The 20,271-nt window shown below is 43.7% G+C and carries 21 protein-coding genes and 1 pseudogene; 19 read left to right on the top strand and 3 right to left on the bottom strand.

The genetic code is table 11. The features are described from left to right. Positions 1-67 precede the first annotated feature (67 nt). Positions 68-1,066, bottom strand: a complete 999-nt coding sequence (locus tag BA724_RS01415) for a LacI family DNA-binding transcriptional regulator (RefSeq protein ID WP_069936927.1) — start codon at positions 1,064-1,066, stop codon at positions 68-70. Positions 1,067-1,394: 328 nt separating this feature from the next. Between BA724_RS01415 and BA724_RS01410 the strand changes: the two genes are divergently transcribed. The 8 genes from BA724_RS01410 to BA724_RS01375 all read left to right on the top strand — a co-directional run bounded on the left by BA724_RS01410 (position 1,395) and on the right by BA724_RS01375 (position 10,843). Next, positions 1,395-2,522: an FAD-dependent oxidoreductase gene (locus tag BA724_RS01410; RefSeq protein WP_069936926.1), complete on the top strand. Its 1,128-nt coding sequence runs from the start codon at positions 1,395-1,397 to the stop codon at positions 2,520-2,522. A gap of 33 nt (positions 2,523-2,555) precedes the next feature. Next, entirely contained in the window at positions 2,556-3,752 is a 1,197-nt protein-coding gene (locus BA724_RS01405; protein ID WP_069936925.1) for a GTP-binding protein, read from the top strand. Positions 3,753-4,127: 375 nt separating this feature from the next. Continuing rightward, positions 4,128-4,934, top strand: coding sequence for an ABC transporter permease (locus BA724_RS01400; RefSeq protein WP_069936924.1), 807 nt, complete (start codon positions 4,128-4,130; stop codon positions 4,932-4,934). Positions 4,935-4,938: 4 nt separating this feature from the next. Next, positions 4,939-5,718, top strand: coding sequence for an ABC transporter ATP-binding protein (locus tag BA724_RS01395; RefSeq protein ID WP_069936923.1), 780 nt, complete (start codon positions 4,939-4,941; stop codon positions 5,716-5,718). Between the two features lie 13 nt (positions 5,719-5,731). Continuing rightward, positions 5,732-6,799, top strand: coding sequence for an ABC transporter substrate-binding protein (locus tag BA724_RS01390; RefSeq protein WP_069936922.1), 1,068 nt, complete (start codon positions 5,732-5,734; stop codon positions 6,797-6,799). Positions 6,800-6,992: 193 nt separating this feature from the next. Continuing rightward, positions 6,993-9,152: a methyl-accepting chemotaxis protein gene (locus BA724_RS01385; protein WP_069936921.1), complete on the top strand. Its 2,160-nt coding sequence runs from the start codon at positions 6,993-6,995 to the stop codon at positions 9,150-9,152. A gap of 157 nt (positions 9,153-9,309) precedes the next feature. Further along, on the top strand, positions 9,310-10,329 hold the full coding sequence (locus BA724_RS01380) for a ThiF family adenylyltransferase (protein ID WP_069936920.1): 1,020 nt from the start codon (positions 9,310-9,312) through the stop codon (positions 10,327-10,329). 13 nt (positions 10,330-10,342) lie between these two features. Continuing rightward, a complete protein-coding gene (locus BA724_RS01375; RefSeq protein WP_069936919.1) occupies positions 10,343-10,843 on the top strand; it encodes a MogA/MoaB family molybdenum cofactor biosynthesis protein in 501 nt (166 codons plus the stop codon). Positions 10,844-10,908: 65 nt separating this feature from the next. Here the strand turns inward: BA724_RS01375 and moaC are convergent, their stop codons facing one another. Beyond that, positions 10,909-11,403, bottom strand: a complete 495-nt coding sequence (moaC, locus tag BA724_RS01370) for a cyclic pyranopterin monophosphate synthase MoaC (protein WP_069936918.1) — start codon at positions 11,401-11,403, stop codon at positions 10,909-10,911. A 69-nt stretch (positions 11,404-11,472) separates the two neighbouring features. On the opposite strand from moaC, the gene BA724_RS01365 reads away from it, so the two are divergent. The 8 genes and pseudogenes from BA724_RS01365 to BA724_RS01330 all read left to right on the top strand — a co-directional run bounded on the left by BA724_RS01365 (position 11,473) and on the right by BA724_RS01330 (position 17,122). After that, positions 11,473-12,732, top strand: a complete 1,260-nt coding sequence (locus tag BA724_RS01365) for a molybdopterin molybdotransferase MoeA (protein WP_069936917.1) — start codon at positions 11,473-11,475, stop codon at positions 12,730-12,732. Then, on the top strand, positions 12,717-13,175 hold the full coding sequence (locus BA724_RS01360; protein ID WP_069936916.1) for a molybdenum cofactor biosynthesis protein MoaE: 459 nt from the start codon (positions 12,717-12,719) through the stop codon (positions 13,173-13,175). Before BA724_RS01365 ends, BA724_RS01360 begins: the two co-directional genes overlap by 16 nt. Beyond that, a complete protein-coding gene (moaD, locus tag BA724_RS01355) occupies positions 13,172-13,405 on the top strand; it encodes a molybdopterin converting factor subunit 1 (RefSeq protein ID WP_069936915.1) in 234 nt (77 codons plus the stop codon). Before BA724_RS01360 ends, moaD begins: the two co-directional genes overlap by 4 nt. Before the next feature lie 19 nt (positions 13,406-13,424). Further along, positions 13,425-14,441 carry a GTP 3',8-cyclase MoaA gene (gene moaA, locus BA724_RS01350; protein WP_069937013.1) on the top strand — a complete coding sequence of 339 codons (1,017 nt, stop codon included), beginning with the start codon at positions 13,425-13,427 and terminating at the stop codon, positions 14,439-14,441. Between the two features lie 154 nt (positions 14,442-14,595). Continuing rightward, positions 14,596-14,842 (top strand): annotated as a pseudogene (locus BA724_RS01345) (aldo/keto reductase); the annotation flags it as partial. A 75-nt stretch (positions 14,843-14,917) separates the two neighbouring features. Beyond that, a complete protein-coding gene (locus BA724_RS01340; RefSeq protein ID WP_069936913.1) occupies positions 14,918-15,667 on the top strand; it encodes an inositol monophosphatase family protein in 750 nt (249 codons plus the stop codon). A 223-nt stretch (positions 15,668-15,890) separates the two neighbouring features. Beyond that, on the top strand, positions 15,891-16,403 hold the full coding sequence (locus tag BA724_RS01335) for an acyl-CoA thioesterase (RefSeq protein ID WP_069936912.1): 513 nt from the start codon (positions 15,891-15,893) through the stop codon (positions 16,401-16,403). Between the two features lie 74 nt (positions 16,404-16,477). Beyond that, positions 16,478-17,122, top strand: coding sequence for an SDR family oxidoreductase (locus BA724_RS01330; protein ID WP_069936911.1), 645 nt, complete (start codon positions 16,478-16,480; stop codon positions 17,120-17,122). A gap of 41 nt (positions 17,123-17,163) precedes the next feature. Here the strand turns inward: BA724_RS01330 and BA724_RS01325 are convergent, their stop codons facing one another. Continuing rightward, complete coding sequence (locus BA724_RS01325) at positions 17,164-18,036, bottom strand: LysR family transcriptional regulator (protein WP_069936910.1); 873 nt, start codon at positions 18,034-18,036, stop codon at positions 17,164-17,166. 123 nt (positions 18,037-18,159) lie between these two features. Between BA724_RS01325 and BA724_RS01320 the strand changes: the two genes are divergently transcribed. The 3 genes from BA724_RS01320 to BA724_RS18410 all read left to right on the top strand — a co-directional run bounded on the left by BA724_RS01320 (position 18,160) and on the right by BA724_RS18410 (position 19,810). Beyond that, positions 18,160-19,260: an AbrB family transcriptional regulator gene (locus BA724_RS01320; protein WP_069936909.1), complete on the top strand. Its 1,101-nt coding sequence runs from the start codon at positions 18,160-18,162 to the stop codon at positions 19,258-19,260. A 109-nt stretch (positions 19,261-19,369) separates the two neighbouring features. Beyond that, complete coding sequence (locus BA724_RS01315; RefSeq protein WP_069936908.1) at positions 19,370-19,648, top strand: hypothetical protein; 279 nt, start codon at positions 19,370-19,372, stop codon at positions 19,646-19,648. Between the two features lie 15 nt (positions 19,649-19,663). Continuing rightward, positions 19,664-19,810: a hypothetical protein gene (locus BA724_RS18410; protein WP_169818472.1), complete on the top strand. Its 147-nt coding sequence runs from the start codon at positions 19,664-19,666 to the stop codon at positions 19,808-19,810. Positions 19,811-20,271: the final 461 nt, after the last annotated feature.

The following is a 20,271-nucleotide window of genomic DNA, read 5'->3' as shown; positions in this document are numbered from 1 at the left end:
TTAAGGAACCGGTTCCAATAAAGAATTAAAAAATTGAAAACGGTTGTAGGAACCGGTTTCAATTAGATTATAAAAGATGATTAGTCCGAATGTCAACACTTTCCCGCAAAATAAGATCGAACCGTGAATACGTCAGCTTCGGCACATCTTCTCCTTTTACAAGTTTGGCAATATGCGAGGCAGCAGTATGCCCTGCTTCTGTAAAATGAATACGAACGGTCGTTAAAGAAGGATTCATCATCGCTGTTACCTCATATCCGCCAAAACCTGTAATGGAAACGTCCATTGGTACACGGAGCTTTTTTTGATAAGCGGCTTTCATCGCACCGATGGCAAGGTTATCTGTTGCACACACAACAGCAGACGGCGAAAACTCGTCAAAAAGCTGTCCTGCCCGCTCTGCCGCATCGCTCATACTAAAGGTTGTTTCGAAAAATCGAGCTTCCACATCTGCCGTATGTTCGCTTACGGCTTGAGCAAACCCTTTTTTTCGCTTCACGCCAACCGCAACATCATATTCACCGACACCTAAAAATGCAATTTTTTTATGTCCGCGCTGTGCGATATACTTGCCGATCGCATAACCGGCTGTTTCGTCGTCATGGACAAGGCTATAAACATTATCGTGCTGCTGGCCGACAAGCAGGACAGGAATATCGATTTCCTGAATTGCTTTTAAATGAGCATCTGTCACTTCGGTTGCCAGCAAAATAATACCGGCGACTTTTTGTTTGGCCAGTGTATAAATATTTTCAATCTCGCGTGTTAAATCCTGGCCCGTATTGGATACGAGCATATGATAATTCAGTTCACGCAGCCGTTCATCAATGCCCATTAGTGTACGGGATGTTGCATATGAGTCGAGCCGCGGAATAATCGTGCCGATAATATTCGTTTTTTTCGCTTTTAAGCTCTGCGCAAAAGCATTGGGCGCGTAGCCGGTTTCTTCAATTACCAATTCAATTTTCTTTTTTGTTTCTTCACTTACCGAACCGCCATTTAAATAGCGTGATACCGTGCTTTTCGCCACACCGGCTATTTTGGCAATATCTGCAATAGTTTTCATGGTCGTTCACTCCATTTCGTCTCTGTATCTACTATACAATATGAATGGAAAACCCGTACAATTTGCAAAAAAGAAAAATATTTTACTAAAAGTAACTAAATAAAATATTCATTTTTTTAGTTAATAGTTTATTATGATTGAAAGCGTTATTTATTAAAGGTGCCAAAATAGAGAGGATAACAAGTGGCTATTTACTATCATGATTTGACGAAAACCTTTCATTCAAAGAGTTGACTTAAAGTGTAAGATGTATTACGATTTAAATCGTAATTATTTCGTTTTACGATTTAAATCGTAACAATTACGCTTTGTGAAGGAGAGGAAGGAATTGATTGAGTGGGCGATTATCGGCGGTGGCATCCATGGCTGTACAGCAGCAACTTTTTTAATAAAAAGTGGAAAGACTTCAATTGATCGTCTTCGAATCATTGATCTTTATGACAAACCAATGGCTAGGTGGAGGCGAAATACGAAACGGATTGGCATGGAATATTTACGCTCGCCAGTTGTTCATCACATCGATGTTCATCCATTAAGCTTGCAAAAATACAGTGACTCGGCAAAGAGTAGAGATCTTTACGGTTATTATAAGCGGCCGCAGCTCGATTTTTTCAATGATCACTCGGAAAATGTTTTGTATGAGATAAACATACAAAAAGCATGGAAGCAAGGGAAAGTCGTTTCAGTTAAACGAAATGAACGCTGGGTTCTTACGCTCGAATCAGGCGAACAAATAATGGCGGAAAATATTATAGTTGCGATAAGTGTTAATGAACAACCTATGATTCCCGAATGGGCACATAAACGGGCTTTTCATATTTTTGATGAACAAATACCAGACTTCAAAAAACTAAAACCTCCTGTTGTCATTGTAGGTGGAGGCATCACGGCGGCCCATACAGCTGTGGCAGTCAGCCAATTATTTCCTGGGAAAACAACACTTTTAAAGCGGCACCCTTTCCGTGTACATTTTTTTGATAGTGACCCGGGGTGGCTGGGGCCGAAAAATCAAACCGGATTCCGAAAAATAGAAGACTACCAGCAGCGCAGAGAAGTGATCAAAGCCGCGCGTCATAAAGGATCTATTACGCAGGAGCTTTTTTATAAACTTGCACGTTTTCAAAAAAGAAATGAACTTCAAATTATAAGTGGAGAACCCATTAAAATGAATGAAACAACGATCACAATGAAGGATCATTCCAACATTCAAGCAAAAACTGTTATTTTAGCGACGGGGTTCAAGTCCTCATTGCCTTCACAGCCGTGGCTGCAAAAACTGATCTTAAATGAAAACCTGCAATGTGCTCATTGCGGCTATCCGATTGTAAACGAATCATTGGAGTGGTGTCCGCACTTGTTTGTGATGGGTCCGTTAGCTGAGCTTGAAATCGGTCCAATCGCGCGAAATATATCAGGCGCCAGACAGGCCGCAGAACGAATTGTGGCAAATTTATAAAAACAGAAAGAGTAAATCGGGGGTAAGTGAAAAATGAATCAAATTCCAGTTACAGTACTCAGCGGCTATTTAGGTGCAGGAAAAACAACGCTGCTGAATCATATTTTAAAGAATGAACAAAACAAACGGATTGCAGTCATCGTAAATGATATGAGTGAACTCAACATTGATGCAGCGCTCGTGAAAAAGGGCGGATTTTCTAAAACAGAAGAAAAACTCGTTGAGCTGCAAAACGGCTGCATATGCTGCACGCTTCGTGAAGACTTGATGATTGAAGTGGAACGGCTGGCGAAGAAGGGGGATATCGATTATATCGTCATTGAATCAACAGGCATCGCCGAACCGATTCCGGTGGCTCAGACATTCACATACATTGATGAAAAAATAGGAATTAATTTATCCGAATATTGCCGCTTGGACACAATGATCACTGTTGTGGACGGCAATCGCTTTTGGCACGATTTTGCTTCAGGTGAAACATTGCTTGACCGGAAAGAAGCAACAGATGAAGCGGATACACGAGAAGTGGTCGATCTGCTTATTGACCAAATTGAATTTGCAAATGTATTGCTTTTGAATAAAACAGATTTGATCCAAGAAGCTGATAGTGAGGAACTTCATGCCGTGCTTCGAAAATTGAATCCCGATGCGCGCATTATCCGAACATCTTTCGGACAAGTGCCAATTGAACAAGTATTGGACACGCACTTATTTGACTTTGAGAAAGCAAGTGAAGGAGCCGGCTGGATCAAAGAATTAAATGAAGAGCATGTGCCGGAAACAGATGAATATAGCATTGCATCGTTTGTTTATCGGCGCCGTCGTCCATTTCATGCGGAGCGCTGGATGAACTGGCTCGAAAACTGGCCGGTGGAAGTGGTCCGGGCGAAAGGCTTTTTCTGGCTGGCAACACGGAATAATATAACGGGGATGATCTCGCAGGCGGGACCGTCCATTATAATCCAGGGTGCCGGTGAATGGGTCGCTTCTTACCCGGAGCAGGAGCGTGAGCAGACGCTGAAAGAAGAGCCGGAACTCTTAGTCGGATGGGATGACACATACGGTGACCGGGTCACAGAAATCGTTATGATCGGCCTGGAGATGAATCGTGAAGCAATAGAAAACGAATTAGACCGTTGTTTACTGACGGATAAAGAAATGAAGATGGATTGGACGGGATTTAAAGACCCGCTGCCGCCATTCCAACTTGCAGAATCAGCCCTTAATTAATCAGAGGGCTTTTTTATTGAAAAAATAATTTAATGATATATCTGTAAATAAACATTTAAAAAGTGTGTTTAGGGAGATGGATATATCAGAACAGTGTTGAAAAGCGTCTATGCTGACATTCTTTAAAAAACAAAAAAACAGAGACAGGATTTTTTGATGGAAAACGGACTCTTGAAAAGCTGGAACAAAAATGGATAGACATAATAAAACTATTTGGGGACCAAGGCTAATAACCGTATAAAGTGAAAATAAAACGCAGCCAGCTCCTTATACGAGCCGGCTATTTTTTTATCTCGATTTGCCAAAAGGCTGCTGTTTGTTTTGGACACACATTTTCGGCGGCCCGCATATTATTTTGAAGAAGAGGTGGTGAAAATGAAGGATTTGAAAAATCCGATTGAAACGGAAAAACAGGAATGGCGCAAGCAGCAGAATCAGCAAAGGTTAAAAACATGGCTCACCATATTTTCTCCCATCTGTCTTTTGCTTATCTGGCAGTTTTTATCGCAAAGCGGACTAATTGACGCACGATTTTTTCCGCCGCCCACCGCTATTATTTCCACGTTTATTGACCTGCTTACAAGTGGTGAATTATTTGATCACATAAATATTTCGTTGTTTCGAATTTTTGCTGGGTTTTTACTCGGTGTTATTCCTGGAATTATCCTCGGTTTATGTATGGGTTTATATGCGCCAATCAGACACTTTCTTTCTCCTCTTATTATGGCGCTAATGCCCATTCCCACTCTTGCTTTGCTGCCGATCATTTTAATCATCTTTGGAATTGGAGAAGTATCGAAAGTCGTCACAATTGCGGGAAGTGTTTTTTTTCCTGTTGTCATTAATACGGTCGCGGGTGTCATCTCCATTGATTCTATTTACTTGGATGTCGCAAAAAACTACGGAGCAGGCAGAAAAGATTTCTTTTTGAAAATCGCGCTGCCCGGTTCCCTTCCAGTCATGCTTGAAGGAATTCAGATGGGGCAGGCCATCGCCTTACTGACTATTGTCGCCGCAGAAATGATGGGGGCACAATCGGGAATTGGCTATATGATTTGGACCTCTTATAGTGCGTTTTTATTAAAAGAAATGTTTGTCGGGCTGATTCTTATCTCGTTTTTTGGCTATATCTTTTCGTTGTTATTACGGGCACTGCAGCGGAAATTACTTCCATGGAGGTGACAATATGAGCCGGAATACGAAAATATCGATCCGCGAATTAACGAAAGTCTTTTACAAAAAAAAGCAGAGCGTTACAGCAATTGAGAATATTTCACTTGACGTTGAAGAAGGGGAGTTTGTATGTATCGTCGGGCCAAGCGGCTGCGGAAAAACAACACTGCTCCGCATATTGGCCGGACTTGAAAATCAAAGTTCAGGCCGCTTTAAAATTGAGAGAAGCAACGAAGATCGTCCAAATCAGTCGATGGTTTTTCAGGAACGGGGCATTCTGCCATGGTTAACGGTGGAAGAAAACGTAGCATTCGGCCTTAACATGCGCCATTTGCCAAAAACATATGTGAAAGAACGAACGAACTATTTTTTACGTAAAGTAGGTCTTGTGAAATTTGCGAATATGTACCCGAAAGAGCTGTCTGGCGGGATGAAGCAGCGGGTCAGCATTGCAAGAGCGTTTGCAAACGATCCGGAAATTTTGCTGATGGATGAGCCGTTTGGGGCTTTAGATGAACAAAATAGGTATATTTTGCAGGAAGAACTGTTATCCATCTGGTCTGAAACAAAGAAAACGGTATTGTTTATCACCCATAGTATAGATGAAGCTTTGTATTTAAGTGATCGGGTGCTGCTGATGAGTGCGCAGCCTGGCAAAATGGCTGCCGAGATCAAAATCGATTTGCCGCGGCCAAGAAAGCTGGAAGACATTCGATCAAATCCCGAAATGGCTTCCAAGTTTTTAGACATTTGGCAGCATTTACAGACGGAGGTACAAGGGTCAAGACTATAAAGGGGGAGAACCGATGAAAAAGTGGATTGGAATGTTGGGGATGCTGTTTTTGCTGGCAGGGTGTACGGAAGAAGAAACGGTGAAGGTGGGCGATGACGTAAGCAAAGACAATCCGTCCGGTGATTTGGCCCCTTTAAGCAAAGAGACAAAAGTAGTGATTGCAGAAGATGGTTCAGCATCAGGCGCGGGGTTTTATATTGCGAATGAAAAAGGCTATTTTGATGACTATAACATTGAAGTAGAGTTCGCGACATTTGCGAATAGTGATGATATGCTGCCAGCCCTTGCATCTGGTGAAGTGGATATTGCAGGCGGTATTTCCTCAGCATCCTTTTTTAATGCGATTGCCCAGGGTATTGACGTGAAAATCATTGCCGATAAAGGCCACAATGAAAAAGGGAAATCGTACTTTACCTTTGTAATCGGCACGGATAAACAAAATGAAATAAAAGAATATAGTGATTTGAAAGGGAAAAAGGTCGCTGTTTCTACTGAACATGCCGTAGATGATTACATTTATCGGGAAATGCTGAAAGAAGCTGGCTTAAAAGAAAATGAGGTTGAGTTTGTTTTAATGCCGGACTTTGGCAACATGCTGGCGGCAATCGAAAATGGCTCAATTGATGCGGCTTTGCAAATTGAGCCACTCATTACGCAAGGTGTTGCAGAAGGCATTCATGTTCGTTTCGGTGATGCAACCGATTTTGCACCGGAAGCTCAAATTGCGATGGTACTCGGATCGCCGCAATTTATAAATGAAGAACAGGACGTTTCGTTACGCTTTATGGCTGCGTATTTAAAAGGAGTCCGCGACTACAACGATGCCTTCAAAAAAGGTGAAGGCAAAGGTGAAATCATTGAGATTATGACAGAGTACACAGCGTTAAAAGACGCGGCCGTATGGGAAGATGTTTTTGTGACAGGGCTTGATCCGGATGGCAGGATGTTTGTTGATGATATTCGCGCTCAGTATGAAATGTATAAGGAAAATGGAGCGATACGAGGGGAGTTTAATTTTAACGAAGCCATTGATACAAGTGTAACGGAAAAAGCTGTTAAGGTGATTGGAGAATATGAATAAGAGATTTTATCTTACAAAAGAACAGCTTCATTTATTTTATATAGTATAAAAAAACGGACAATTTAGTGGAATGATACTAAATTGTCTGTTTTTTTAGGAAAAAAGTCTTGAATTAGATAAAATTTCAGAATATAATAACTTTCGTAACAAAACAATGTAATATTTTGTGACATTAATGAAAGTGGTGAGAGAAATGGGGATGTTTGGCTGGTTGGACGTAAAAGAAGGGCTTCCTCTTTGGTGGTCGTATCGATTAAACCGAAGCACCAAAGAGTCGGTGGAAGAAGTATTTGAAGGCATTGCCCGTACCCGAATGACGCTTTTAACGGAATGGGCTGAAGAGCAATGGTACTTTCTTGAGAAGATGGCACAGGAATATCCGTATATTTCGTCAGATGAAACGAATACATACTTGATGAAAAAACTGCAAAAAAATCGATATATAACAGAACTGTTTATTTTGGATGAGACATGTGAAATTAATGATTCGACATATGGAAGACGGATAGGGATACAGTCAGGTGAAGAGATTCGTAAAGCGGCAGCGGAAGCATTCAGCAGGAAAAAACCATTCTTGTTTGGTCCTTATACGGATTCAGACACCGGGAAAATTGGCCCCAGATCCTCTCAATTTCATGATGATGTCACACTGCTGTTTTTGCAGCCGGTAATGGGAGATGGAGATATAAAGCAATTGATTGCCGCCCGTATTCCGAATGATGTGCTCGGCGATTTAATCCAACGGGAAGCAGGTCATATTTTTCCGGATTCTGGCGATAACTATTTATTTATGGCGAAATCCAATTTTAATCCATCCATTTCACCTGGTACAGCACTGTCACGCAGCCGTTTTGAAGATCGAACATTTACGTACGGCGAGAATTTAAAAGACGGGGTTCACACGAAGCATTGGGGATCAGTTCAAATTCAAAACCATACTGAATTCGAAATTCGGTTTACAGATCCCGCAACAAATGAACTTCATCCGGGCGTGGTCAATACAATCCGGAATGGAAGCAATTTGTTTGTTGAATTTCCCGGCTACTCCGATTACCGTCATATCCCGGTTATCGGCAAAGGTGTGACGTTCCAGATGCCTGGTTCTCTAGACGTCTGGGGAATGATGTGTGAAGGAGATTTAGAGGAAGTATACCGCAAACGGTCGATCGGCTGGCGTCTTATTAAGCAATTTATGTTTTTTTTATTTATTGGTATTGTTCTTCAGCAATCTTTAACAATGATTCCTCTTATGCCGGTCTGGCTGGATATTATCATTGGCCTTGCGTATGGCGCGGGTGCATCGGCGATTTTTTATAAAAAAAGCTTAAAGCCGATCATGGAAAGGCTTCGCAAAATGACCGATATTACCCGGGAAATTGCAGAAGGAGGCGGCGACTTAACGAGCCGGCTCGATTCGGAATTGTTGTTTCACGATGAAACTGGTGCGCTGGGCCGCTGGGTGAACAATTTGATTGACAGCCAGGATGAATTAATGGGTAAAGTGAAAGTTGCAGCGCTGGATGTTGAAGAAACAAATCAGTCTCTTCGTGAAAAAGCAGGCTTTGCTGAAAGTGATTCGATTCTCGTCATCGAACAAATGAATGAGATGCTTGAAGCCATTCAGCAGCAAGTAAAAGATGCGAAACAGGCAATGAGACAAGTTGATCAAGTGAGCAGCACATTGTCCAGTCTCGAACAGCAGTCTCAAGATCAAATCGAGCACGCACAAAACGAAGTGGCGGGCATAAATGACAAAATGGATGTTATCGTTAATAAAGTAAAGGAAGCAATGACGATAACCGATCAGTTTAAAGAATTATCAGGCAGCATTAGTAGCATTGTCGGTACTATTAACGAAATTGCCTATCAAACAAACTTGTTGGCGTTGAATGCAGCGATTGAAGCGGCGCGTGCAGGAGAGTATGGCAGAGGGTTTGGCGTCGTCGCGCTTGAAATTCGCAAGCTCGCCGATCAAACAACGAATGCAACAAAAGAAATAAGCGACACACTTGACCAAATTGAACATAGTTCTGCACGGGTCCGTTCAGCGATTGGTGACAGCAGCCAAGAGGTGGCGAGCGGAGTTGACGTCGTCCACAATGTTCAAAATGTACTTGTATCGATGGCGCAAACGTCGGATTCGCAGCCGGATGTCACCGATCAAATGAAAGATATCATTGGCAACATCGCGGTGATTAACGAGCAAAACGCCCGGACGGTTGAGCAGGTAGACGGATCAACCGGAAAAATGGTGGAACTCATTAAAGAAGTACGCTTCGATTCAGAACAAAGCTCTTTGGTTGTAGAAGCGCTGCGGCGGACGATTGATAAATTTACACTGTCAAAAGTGTGACAGTAAAAAGGGTGCTTCATACTCCATGAGGCGCCCTTTTATTGTAATCTCAATAGCGCCAGGAAAATGAGAGTATGGTAAAATAAAAAAACAGGATGGGATTTTGAAAAAATAAGAATCCGGTACGCATAAAGTTTAAGAAAGAAGAGGTAGGGAAATGGAAAAGCGGTTTGCGAAACAGCAAAAATTTTATCCTATAGGCATAGACGGCCAGAACCGGCTTGCTGGATCGACTGTGGCGATCATTGGCTGCGGCGCCCTTGGTTCCGCAGCAGCTGATACACTGGCACGCGCAGGTGTCGGGAAGCTTCTGCTCGTTGACCGTGATTATGTGGAATTATCGAATTTGCACCGGCAGCCGCTCTATACGGAAGCGGACGCACGCGATATGGTCCCGAAAGTTGAAGCGGCGAAAAAGCGGCTGGCATCCGTTAATAGCATGGTACAGGTAGAAACATGGATGGATCATGCAGATGCGGCGCTTATCGAACAGCTGGCTCAAAAAAGTGACATTCTCATCGACGGAACAGACAACTTTGAAACACGCCTTGTGATTAATGATGCAAGTGTAAAATATAACACGCCTTGGGTATATGGGGCGTGTGTCGGCTCAACAAGTGTTGTGATGCCGTTTGTACCAGAAGAAGGTCCGTGTTTTCGCTGTCTGCTCCCGGTTCTTCCATCTTCAAGCGAAACGTGTGACACAGCTGGTGTGGTAGCACCGGCTGTGTACATAACCGCGGCTTTTCAATGTGTGGAAGCGATGAAATGGCTGACAGGAAATCAAGAAGCGGTTCGAAATGAGATGCTGCGTATCGATTCATGGACAAATGAACAACATTCCTTTGGCATTCGCAAAATGAAGCGGCAAGACTGCCCATCATGTGGACTAGAACGGGTTTACCCGGCGCTGAACCAGTCAGGAGAAACGAAAGCCGCTCTGCTGTGCGGACGTGACACGGTTCAGCTGACGCCGGGTGCCGGCCGGACGCTGGCACTTGAAGATGGTGAGGCAATAGCAGAAAGACTGCAATTAAAACATAAGCGGACACCTTATTTTCTGCAAATTACGACAGAAGAAAGCCGGATCGTCCTCTTTGAAAATGGCCGTTTGTTTTTTCATGGTATACAGGACGTGAAGCAAGCACTGAAATTATATAATCAGCTGTTTAGTTAAGGAGAGAAAAGCTATGTCAGTAGATTTTTCAAAAGAAACCCGATTTTCAGCCGCTGTGCTGACAGTAAGCGATACAAGGACAGCGGAAACAGATAAAAGCGGCGCCCATATTCAGATGCTTCTTAGCGAACAGGGACATCAAACGGTTCAGTATGCAATCGTGCCGGATGAAAAAGAAGCAATTGGCCGAACACTTCAAACGTGGCTTATGGACGAGCAAATAGACATTGTTATCGCAACCGGTGGAACAGGTATTGCCCCGCGCGATGTCACGATCGAAACGGTGAAGCCGATGCTGGAAAAAGAAATTCCGGGCTTTGGGGAATTTTTCCGCTATTTAAGTTTAACTGAAGATATCGGCACGCGGGCGATGCTGTCGAGAGCGGCGGCAGGGACTGCGGGAGAAGGGAAATTGCTTTTTGCGCTGCCGGGTTCGCATGGCGCGGTCGATCTCGCCATGAGGAAGCTCATTTTGCCGGAAGCTGCTCATCTGCTTCATGAAGCAAGAAAATAAAGAAGAGATCAGGCCTTTTAGTATTCTAGTATGTAATAGAGGATGAAAATGCGAAAACACGCTGCTTAATCGCGAGCGCGTTCATAATCTCCATTTTTACCGCCGGATTTTTTCTGTAAATAGGTAGGTCCGATGACCATTTCCTTGCCGGCCGCTTTGCACATATCGTAAATTGTTAACGCGGCGGCTGAAGCAGCTGTCAATGCTTCCATTTCCACACCGGTTACGCCTTTTGTTTTTGCTTCTGCTTCGATTAAAATAATGTAGCGGCCTTTCTTTTCGTTTAGCTCCCATTCGAACGTAATATTGACACCAGTCAGCGGAATGGGGTGGCACATCGGGATAATAGCAGACGTTTGTTTGGCAGCCATAATGCCGGCAACTTGAGCGACAGCGAATACGTCACCTTTTTTGTTTGTGCCGCTTGAAATTTGGTCATAAATAGATTGGTTTACTTCAATAGAAGAATGGGCGACGGCGAGACGAACCGTTTCCGCTTTTTCAGAGACGTCAACCATTCTGGCGCGTCCTTGTTCATTAAAATGCGTTAAATCAGACATATAAGTCATCCTTTCAATTAACAGATAAATATCAGTATAGCATGGGAAAAAGAAAGCGAGGAAAAAAGAATGCTTGAAAAACGACGGCCGCTTCCGGTAAAAGAAGCGATTGAGAGAGTGATGAAACGGGTGACACATTTATCAAATGAGACAGTGCCGCTTGAAGAAGCATACGGACGAATCTTGGCGGAGCCAATTCGGGCGAGCCATCATGTTCCTCCGTTTGATCGCTCTCCTTACGACGGGTTTGCTGTACGATCCAGTGATACAAAAGGAGCTTCGGGAGAATCGCGTCTTTCCTTTCGTGTTATTGACCATATTGGCGCCGGCGCTGTGTCTGAGCACACAGTTGGCGAGCGTGAAGCAGTTCGGATTATGACCGGCGCACCGATGCCGGAAGGAGCCGATGCCGTTGTTATGCTGGAGCAGACTGTGATAAACAAAAATACATTTACGATCCGCAAACCATTTGAACCGCTTGAAAATGTATCATTAAAAGGCGAAGACGCGAAAGAAGGAGAAATAATCGTCGAAGCCGGAACATTTATACATCCCGGTGTTGTCGCGGTGCTGGCCACATTCGGATATGCGAACGTAACCGTGGCGAAAAAGCCGGTCGTTGGGCTGTTGGCGACTGGCACCGAGCTTGTTGACGTCAGCGAGCCGCTCGAGCCCGGAAAAATCCGTAATTCAAACGGTCCGATGATTGCGGCACAGCTGGCAAGAATGGGTATTGACTGCCGTCTGCTCGGCTCGCTTCCGGATGATGAAGACGCGTGTTTTGAGCTCGTTAAAAAAGCGGTAGAGGAGTGTGACGCGGTCATTACAACTGGCGGTGTATCAGTCGGCGACTTTGATTTTCTGCCGGCTGTCTATGCTCGTCTGGGCGCGGACGTTTTGTTTAATAAAGTACAAATGCGCCCAGGCAGTGTCACAACGGTCGCGCATGTGAATGAGACTTTTTTGTTTGGGTTATCAGGAAATCCATCCGCCTGTTTTGTCGGCTTTGAATTGTTTGCCCGGCCGGCACTTCTGGCGCTGATGGGTAATGACAAACCATATTTGCCGTATGAAAAGGCGATTCTTGATGCTGATTTTACAAAACCAAACCCGTTTAACCGGTTCATTCGCGCGGTGTATACCTCAACGCGATCCGGTGCGCGCATCCGCCCGGCCGGCTTTAATAAATCAAACTCAGTTACATCGATTGCGAGAGGGAATGCGTTTATTGTCCTGCCAGGCGGTACACGAGGATTTCAAAAAGGAGATGAAGTCGATGTGTTAATCATCGGCTCTGAAGAAGGGGTGTCATCATGGGAACTGAATTAAAACCATTTCATGTAACGGAACAGCCGCTTGATTCGGCTTTATATATGGACTATGTTACTCATCCAGGAGCTGGTGCAGTGACACTGTTTGCGGGCACTGTCCGCGAATGGACGAACGGAAAGCGGACGATGTATTTAAAATATGAGGCGTACGTGCCGATGGCCGAAAAAAAGCTTGCCCAAATTGGGGACGAGATCAACGAAAAGTGGCCGGGCTCACGCGTGGCAATTGTACATCGGATCGGGGAGCTTGCTATTTCGGATATCGCTGTTGTCATTGCGGTCTCATCACCGCACCGGAAAGCCGCATATGAAGCCAATGAGTACGCGATTGAACAAATTAAAAAAGTTGTGCCGATCTGGAAAAAAGAAATGTGGGAAGACGGAGAAGAATGGATCGGGGATCAATCATATAAACCAGAACAAGGGAGTGGGCAAGGATGATTTATCTTCACTATTTTGCCGGTTTAAAAGAAGAGGCGGGAAAAGCGGAAGAAAGTCTGCCATGGGAAGACGGTACGGCGGCGGATGTGCTACAATGGGCAAAAACATCTTACCCGGCGTTTGATTTTTCAGCTGTGCAGATTGCCGTTAACGAAGAATATGTATTAGAAACAGAACCGGTAAAACCGGGTGATCACGTTGCATTTATCCCGCCAGTAAGCGGAGGGTAATTAAAACTACTTGAAAGGACTGAGCGCTTTGAACATAACCGATACATTTCAGCGTCCATTGCGTGATTTGCGTATTTCGGTAACGGACAGATGCAACTTTCGCTGTACGTACTGCATGCCGAAAGAAATTTTCGGTGATGATTATGCGTTTATGCCAAAAAGCGAGCTGCTTTCATTTGAAGAAATGACCCGTCTCGCAAAGCTTTTTGTCGCATTTGGCGTAAAAAAAGTGCGTTTAACCGGAGGGGAGCCGCTTCTTCGTCGCGATTTGCCGGACTTGATCCGCATGCTGACGGCGATTGATGGATTAGAAGATATCGGCCTTACAACTAATGCCCTTTTACTAAAGCAGCACGGACAGGCATTATATGAAGCGGGGCTGCGCCGGCTGAATGTGAGCCTGGATTCATTATCAAAAGAAACATTTGGCAAAATGAATGGCCGTGGCATCGGACCTGAGCGGATTCTCCAAAACATTGAGTTCGCAAAGTCGATTGGCTTTCAAATAAAGGTGAACATGGTTGTGCAAAAAGGAGTCAACGATCATGAAGTGGTCCCGATGGCCGCTTATTTTAAGAAACAAGGCATTGCATTGCGGTTTATCGAATTTATGGATGTCGGCACAGATAACGGCTGGAGCTTTAAACAAGTCGTCACGAAAAAAGAAATTTTAGCGCGTCTTCAGGAAACAGAAAAGCTTGTACCGGTCGAAGCAGATTATTTAGGGGAAGTAGCCGGGCGCTATCGTTATGAAGACACGGATGCGGAAGTTGGTTTTATTACATCCGTTTCAGAATCATTTTGCTCAACGTGCACACGGGCAAGACTTTCATCTGAGGGGAAATTTTATACGTGCCTGTTTGCAACAGACGGCTTTGATTTAAGGGACATGATCCGGTCCGGTGCTTCAGACAGTGAACTGGCTGAAGCCGTGCGAAACGTTTGGGAAAAACGAATCGACCGCTATTCAGATGAACGAACAGAACAAACCGCAAAAAAACGAAAAAAAATCAACATGTCATATATTGGCGGCTGATCGTTGTCTGCCCTTGCTGTGTCAGCGCAGCAGGGGCAGGCTTTTTTTATTTTTCTCTTAAGCTTGACCGGCTGACATTTCTTGGTTTATCCATTATGTTTTCTTTTGTGAATGCGTTTTCTTTAAGGAGGGGCAATGAAATGAATTAGGCAATATAGGCATAAACATAAGTGAAGTCAGCTTTGGCACGTGGGCGATTGGCGGCTCATGGGGGAAACAACAGATGAAGAATCATTAAAGGCGCTTATCCCATGGGGCAAGGCGTGAATTTCTTTAATACTGGAGGTGTTTACGGGGGCGGCCATAGTGAGCAGCTGCTGGCAAAAGCTACAAAAGAAAAAGAAGATAATATTTATATTGCGACTAAGTTTTGCCGCCAGGGCGATATTTATGCGCTAGAAACGTCCTTGTTGCTGGAGGGACAAGTCCTTTTTTTGATATGATGCGGTTATACATATGTTGATGGGAGCGATTGGATGTACGATGATTATTTAGCTTTTGCAGTTGAACTGGGGAAAGAAGCGGGCGCTTTTTTGCTGCCGAACGCGGGGAAAGCAGGCGGCCAGACGGTGAAGGCGGCGAAGGATTTCGTCACGGAGATGGATGTGAAGGTGGAAGCGCTGATTATTGAACGAATTCAGGCTGAATATCCGGAGCACCGTATCTTCAGTGAGGAGGCCGGCCTGATTGAATCCAACAGTGATTATGAATGGGTGATCGATCCAATCGACGGAACGATTAATTACAGCATCGGCGTACCGCAATACGGGGTTTCGATCGCTCTCACCTATAAGGGGGACCCGATTGTTGGCGTTATTGATTTACCTGGATTAAATGAAACGTATTGGGCGTCAAAAGGCGCCGGCACTTTCAAGGACGGCGAACCGATTCGCGTGCGGGATGTTCCGTTATCAGAATCATTTATTTCACATAGTGATTTTGCGAAAGACGGCAATAAAGAAGCGAATGCGCAGCGGCTGGAACTGCTGGCAAAAATCGTTAACGATGTGTACCGCGTTCGAATCATTGGCACAGCCGCGGTCACGCTTGCGTATATCGCGGCTGGAAAATGGGACGCGGCGCTTTATATGAACCCGGCGTTTTACGACATTGCAGCAGGGCAACTGCTTGTCACGGAAGCAGGCGGAGTAATGGTGTCGGCGGGTCCGTATACGATGTTTGGACAAAAACAGGCGGCAGACAGACTCACTGCACTGCTGGAGTAAAAGAAAAAGCGATGATCATAACGCTGGAAAATGATGCAATGGTGTTGCGTGCATTATTCAGAAGAAGCTGAAGCCTGCCGAATAAACGGTAGGTTTTTTATTGAAGCTATGTAAATTTTTAAGAAATAAGCGTTCTCTTCTGAGAATGTTCTTTATTTTTCAGTATTTTCAGATTATACTGAAACGCATATTTTAAATTTATAAAAAAGCGAGTGGATGGATGATGGAACCGAAAAAATGCAGAGAATCCCGTGTTGTTCGGACAAGCCGTGTTTTCCCGAATGATGTCAATAATCATAATACGTTATTTGGAGGACGGCTGATGAGCGACGTTGATCAAGTTGCATCGATTTCCGCTGCGCGCCACAGCCGAAAAGAATGCGTGACAGCTTCGACTGATTCCGTCGACTTTTTACATCCGATCCGCCCAAGCGATTCCGTCTGCTTTGAATCGTTCGTAACCTGCACAGGAAGCTCATCAATGGAAGTGTTCGTAAAAATTGTTGCGGAAGATTTAAAAACCGGTGACCGAAAAATCGCCGCTACCGCTTTTTTGACGTTTGTTGCTCTTGATGATAATGGCCGTCCGGCCCCTGTTCCGGAAGTGATTCCGGTCAGTGACGAAGAAAAAAAGCTACATGAAACAGCGCCACTGCGTGCAAAAAAGCGGCAGGAGCATAAAAGGCACAGCAAAGAATTGGCCGCTTTTTTAACGGCGGGGAAATCAGAGGCATAAGTCTTCTTGTTTGATTCTAATTCTTATTTTTGAAACAATGGGCAGGAAATGATTTGGAAAGAGGTGCTCATAAAATGAAAGTATTAGTAGTCGGAGCAAACGGACAAATCGGACAAAAGTTGGTCGGGCTTTTACAGGATAGCGAGAAGCATGAAGTGCGTACGATGGTACGTAAAGAGGAACAGGCAGACGCATTCAAGGAAAAAGGTGTTGAGTTGGTGATTGCGGATCTTGAAGGCAGCGTCGATCAGTTGACTGATGCGATGCAAGGCTGCGATGCCATTGTTTTTACTGCTGGTTCCGGGGGGCATACTGGTCCGGACAAAACACTTTTAATTGACTTGGATGGCGCGGCCAAAACAGTGGAAGCGGCAGAAAAAGTGGGCGTAAAACGGTTTATTATGGTCAGTGCGCTGCAAGCGAATAACCGCGAAAACTGGAACGATAAAATGCGTCCGTACTATGCGGCGAAGCATTACGCGGACCGGGCTGTTGAGCAAAGCTCATTAACCTATACCATTGTTCGCCCAGGCGGATTGTTAAATGAACCAGGTACGGGAAAAGTAGAAGCGGGTGAGATGCTTAAACGGGGATCGATTCCTCGCGAAGATGTCGCTGCGGTCATATTTTACGCGCTTGATGCAGCGCATACATTCAACCGCTCATTTGATTTAGTTTCCGGAGAGCAAACGATTAGCGAAGTGTTGAAAAATATTTGATGCAAACAGCCTTTCCGGTGATGGAAAGGCTGTTTACCTGTTCAATGTATACTCATTAAATCAATTCGCTCAATGAATTCAACAAATGCTTTAACAATATTTAGCTGCAGTGATTCTTCATGAAAAAACATCCAGCTTTTTCGAATAATCGGTTCGCCGGCCGCATTCTTCAATTCGATTTTATGAAGGTCCTCTAAATCGTCTAAAATCATGCTCGGCAGTATTGCATAGCCGAGGCCGTTCGCCACCATGTTTTTGCAGGTGCCGGCTTTGTCAACATCAATGCTGATGAGCGGTGGTTTTGCATAGTTTTCGGCCCACCAATGATCCACAACCATCTTTAAATTCTGATCGGTCCGATAGTCAATCCGCGGCATATCGGGCAAATGGGCTAAATCTATTTTGTCTTTTGATGCAATGCAAATCGTTTCTTTGAACAGAAGCCTCTTTTGATCTTTCCAGCCATAATCACCTTTTACGAATCCGACATGAACATCCTGGTTATAAATCAAATGGGTAATGTGGCTGCTCCATTCCGTTGTTACTTTAAACTCGATGTTCGGATACTCTTCTTTAAAAAGTTTTAAAATACCGGGAAGCTTATAATCGGTAAAAAAAGTGGAAACACCAAGCCGCAGTGTACCTGACATGTTGCTTTCCATATTAAGAACATTTTCCTTTATTCGCTGCATCCGGTGAACCATGTCATCGGCGCATTTGGCTAAATATTCTCCCTGCGGTGTAAATTGAATACCGCGTCTGCCGCGTGTGACAATTTGAACCCCAAATTCTTTCTCCATCTGCTTCAGCCGGTTTGTTAAAGCAGGCTGTGAAATATAAAGAGCCTGAGCTGCATGAGTGATATTTTTTTGAGCATAAAGTGTCTGTAAAATAAGCCAGTCTCTTTCATCCATTTCATCTCATTCTCCTTTTAGATATAATGAAAATTTATTTCTGATCATATAAAACTGATATTTTATTTATTCCTAATTGTATATTATAGTAAATTGTACAGGAAACAGAAAGAAGGAATAGAAATGAAAGAAACAAAATGGCTGTTTATTGCAATAAGCGCAATTGGCGGCTTGCTGCTGTCATTAACGGGCTTGTCCATTGGATGGATGCTTGGGACGCTTCTGGCCGCTATGCTCCTTTCTTTCATGAAGCCGGATTTTTTAGGAGAGAAAGGAATTCCGAAATATTGGCTATACATCGGGCAATGCATTTTAGGCATTGAGCTCGGTCAAAAAATAAATTTATCTGTACTCACTGTTTTTCAAAAAGATTGGGCGGTTATTTTAATTATGCTGCTTCTATCGATCGTTTTTTCACTTTTGTCCGGTTTGATTTTATGGAAATTCAGCAAGACTGATATGCTGACGAGCTTTTTCAGTACAGCACCGGGCGGTTTGTCGGCAATGCCGGGGATTGCCGAGGAAGTTGGTGCCAATACGGCGGTTGTCAGTATTTTACAGACTATGCGGGTATTTCTCGTTATTTTTATTATCCCTGTTGTCGTCTCCGCTCTTGTTTTTCATCCGTCTGCGGAACCAGTCATACAAGCGACTGCATCAGCATTTGGATGGAGCGGAATTCTCTGGACAGCGGTTCTTTCTATTACAGCATACGCCGGTTATCATGTTGGAAAAAAATTAAAGTTCCCGGCACCTTGGCTGCTTGGAAGTATGTTTTTAACCGCTGTTGTTCAATCAAGCACTTCCGCTGCAGTTGGACACGATGTAATGGCTTATTGGCCTCATGAAGTCATGATTCTAGCGCAAATCGTCATTGCGGCATCGATTGGCTCCCGTTTTCGTAAAGAAATGTTTGCGGGGCTAAAGCAAACAATCGCAATCGCGTTTGTCAGTACCGTCTTATTTATTGGAGCGATGTTTGGCTGTGCATATATTGTTTCCAAAGCAACTGGTCTTGCGTTTATGACGGCTGCGCTTGCCTTTGCACCGGGAGGTGTGGCGGAAATGGCGACAACGGCTGTCGTACTCAACGCAGACGCAACATTTGTTGTGGCCGTTCAAGTACTTCGGATTATTGCCGTTATCTTATTGCTTCCGCCAGTTTTCAGAATGCTGCATGCGTGGGAATCAAGAAAAGAGGTTCATTCTCATGCATCTGCTTAACTTTATACATGCCCCAAACCGTACTTCCCTTTGTAATGAAAGAAAAGGAGGGGCGGGGCTTGTTTTTTTATGGGACAAAAGAAATCGATGTTAAACAGAAGACGCGTTCTTGTATAAAGAATCTGGAGCAAACAAAGGATGCTGTGGTACGTATGGTAAAGATAAAGTACCAGAGGAAGTGAGCATTTTATGTATTGGCTCAGATCTTACTGCAGGTGGTTTACATGGTCAGCTTGTTGATGATTATCATATAACGGATGCTATAAATTATCTTGATCCACTTCCAGAGGCTCACGTTTTAAATGATACCCGTCGGACGGCAGGAATCATTATGGAAGGTTTAGTATTTCCAAAAAACAATTACGAACTTGCTTACCAGCTTGCGTAAGAAGAGCGATTGGACATGTGGATCATCACCGTTTATTTGAAGAACGAAATGAAGATGTTTGAAGTTGATACAGAAATTGAAGCGAAAGAAGTATTTCACAAGACGAAAAGAAATAAATATTGTATCAAATCATCTATTTATAACGATCCTTCTTTTCATTAAAATCTTCCCGCAGCCAAATTTGGGTGCGGGAAGATTTTAATACAAAAAGTGATTGACTTTAACATAAAAATGATGGTATATTAGCTAGCGTCGCTTATGAAGCTATTGATAAGGTTTATGCGATAATCAACAACTTACATTCAACGAAAATTTCAAAAAATGTTTTGAAAGATGATTGACTTAGTGTGAGAAAAGATGTTACGATTGATTTCTGTCATTCAGAGGTTGTTTAAAACTGGATGTGGAAAAGATAAAATGCTTTTTAGAAATAATTAATTTCAAAAAGTGTTGACATCTTGAGTTGATTAATGTTATGATGTTATAGCTGTCGAAGAGACAGTGCGGTGAATTGAACATTGAAAACTGAACAAAATCAATAAAAACGTCAACGTTTTAAGCAAGAAACTTCTATTGTAAGATGCCCGTCATCTTATGTAGAAACAATTGAGCAAGTCAAACAC

It is taken from the genome of Domibacillus iocasae (assembly GCF_001750285.1).
GTDB lineage: Bacteria > Bacillota > Bacilli > Bacillales > Domibacillaceae > Domibacillus > Domibacillus iocasae.
Note: the sequence above shows the minus strand (reverse complement) of the source record. Positions and strands in the feature narration are given on the sequence as shown.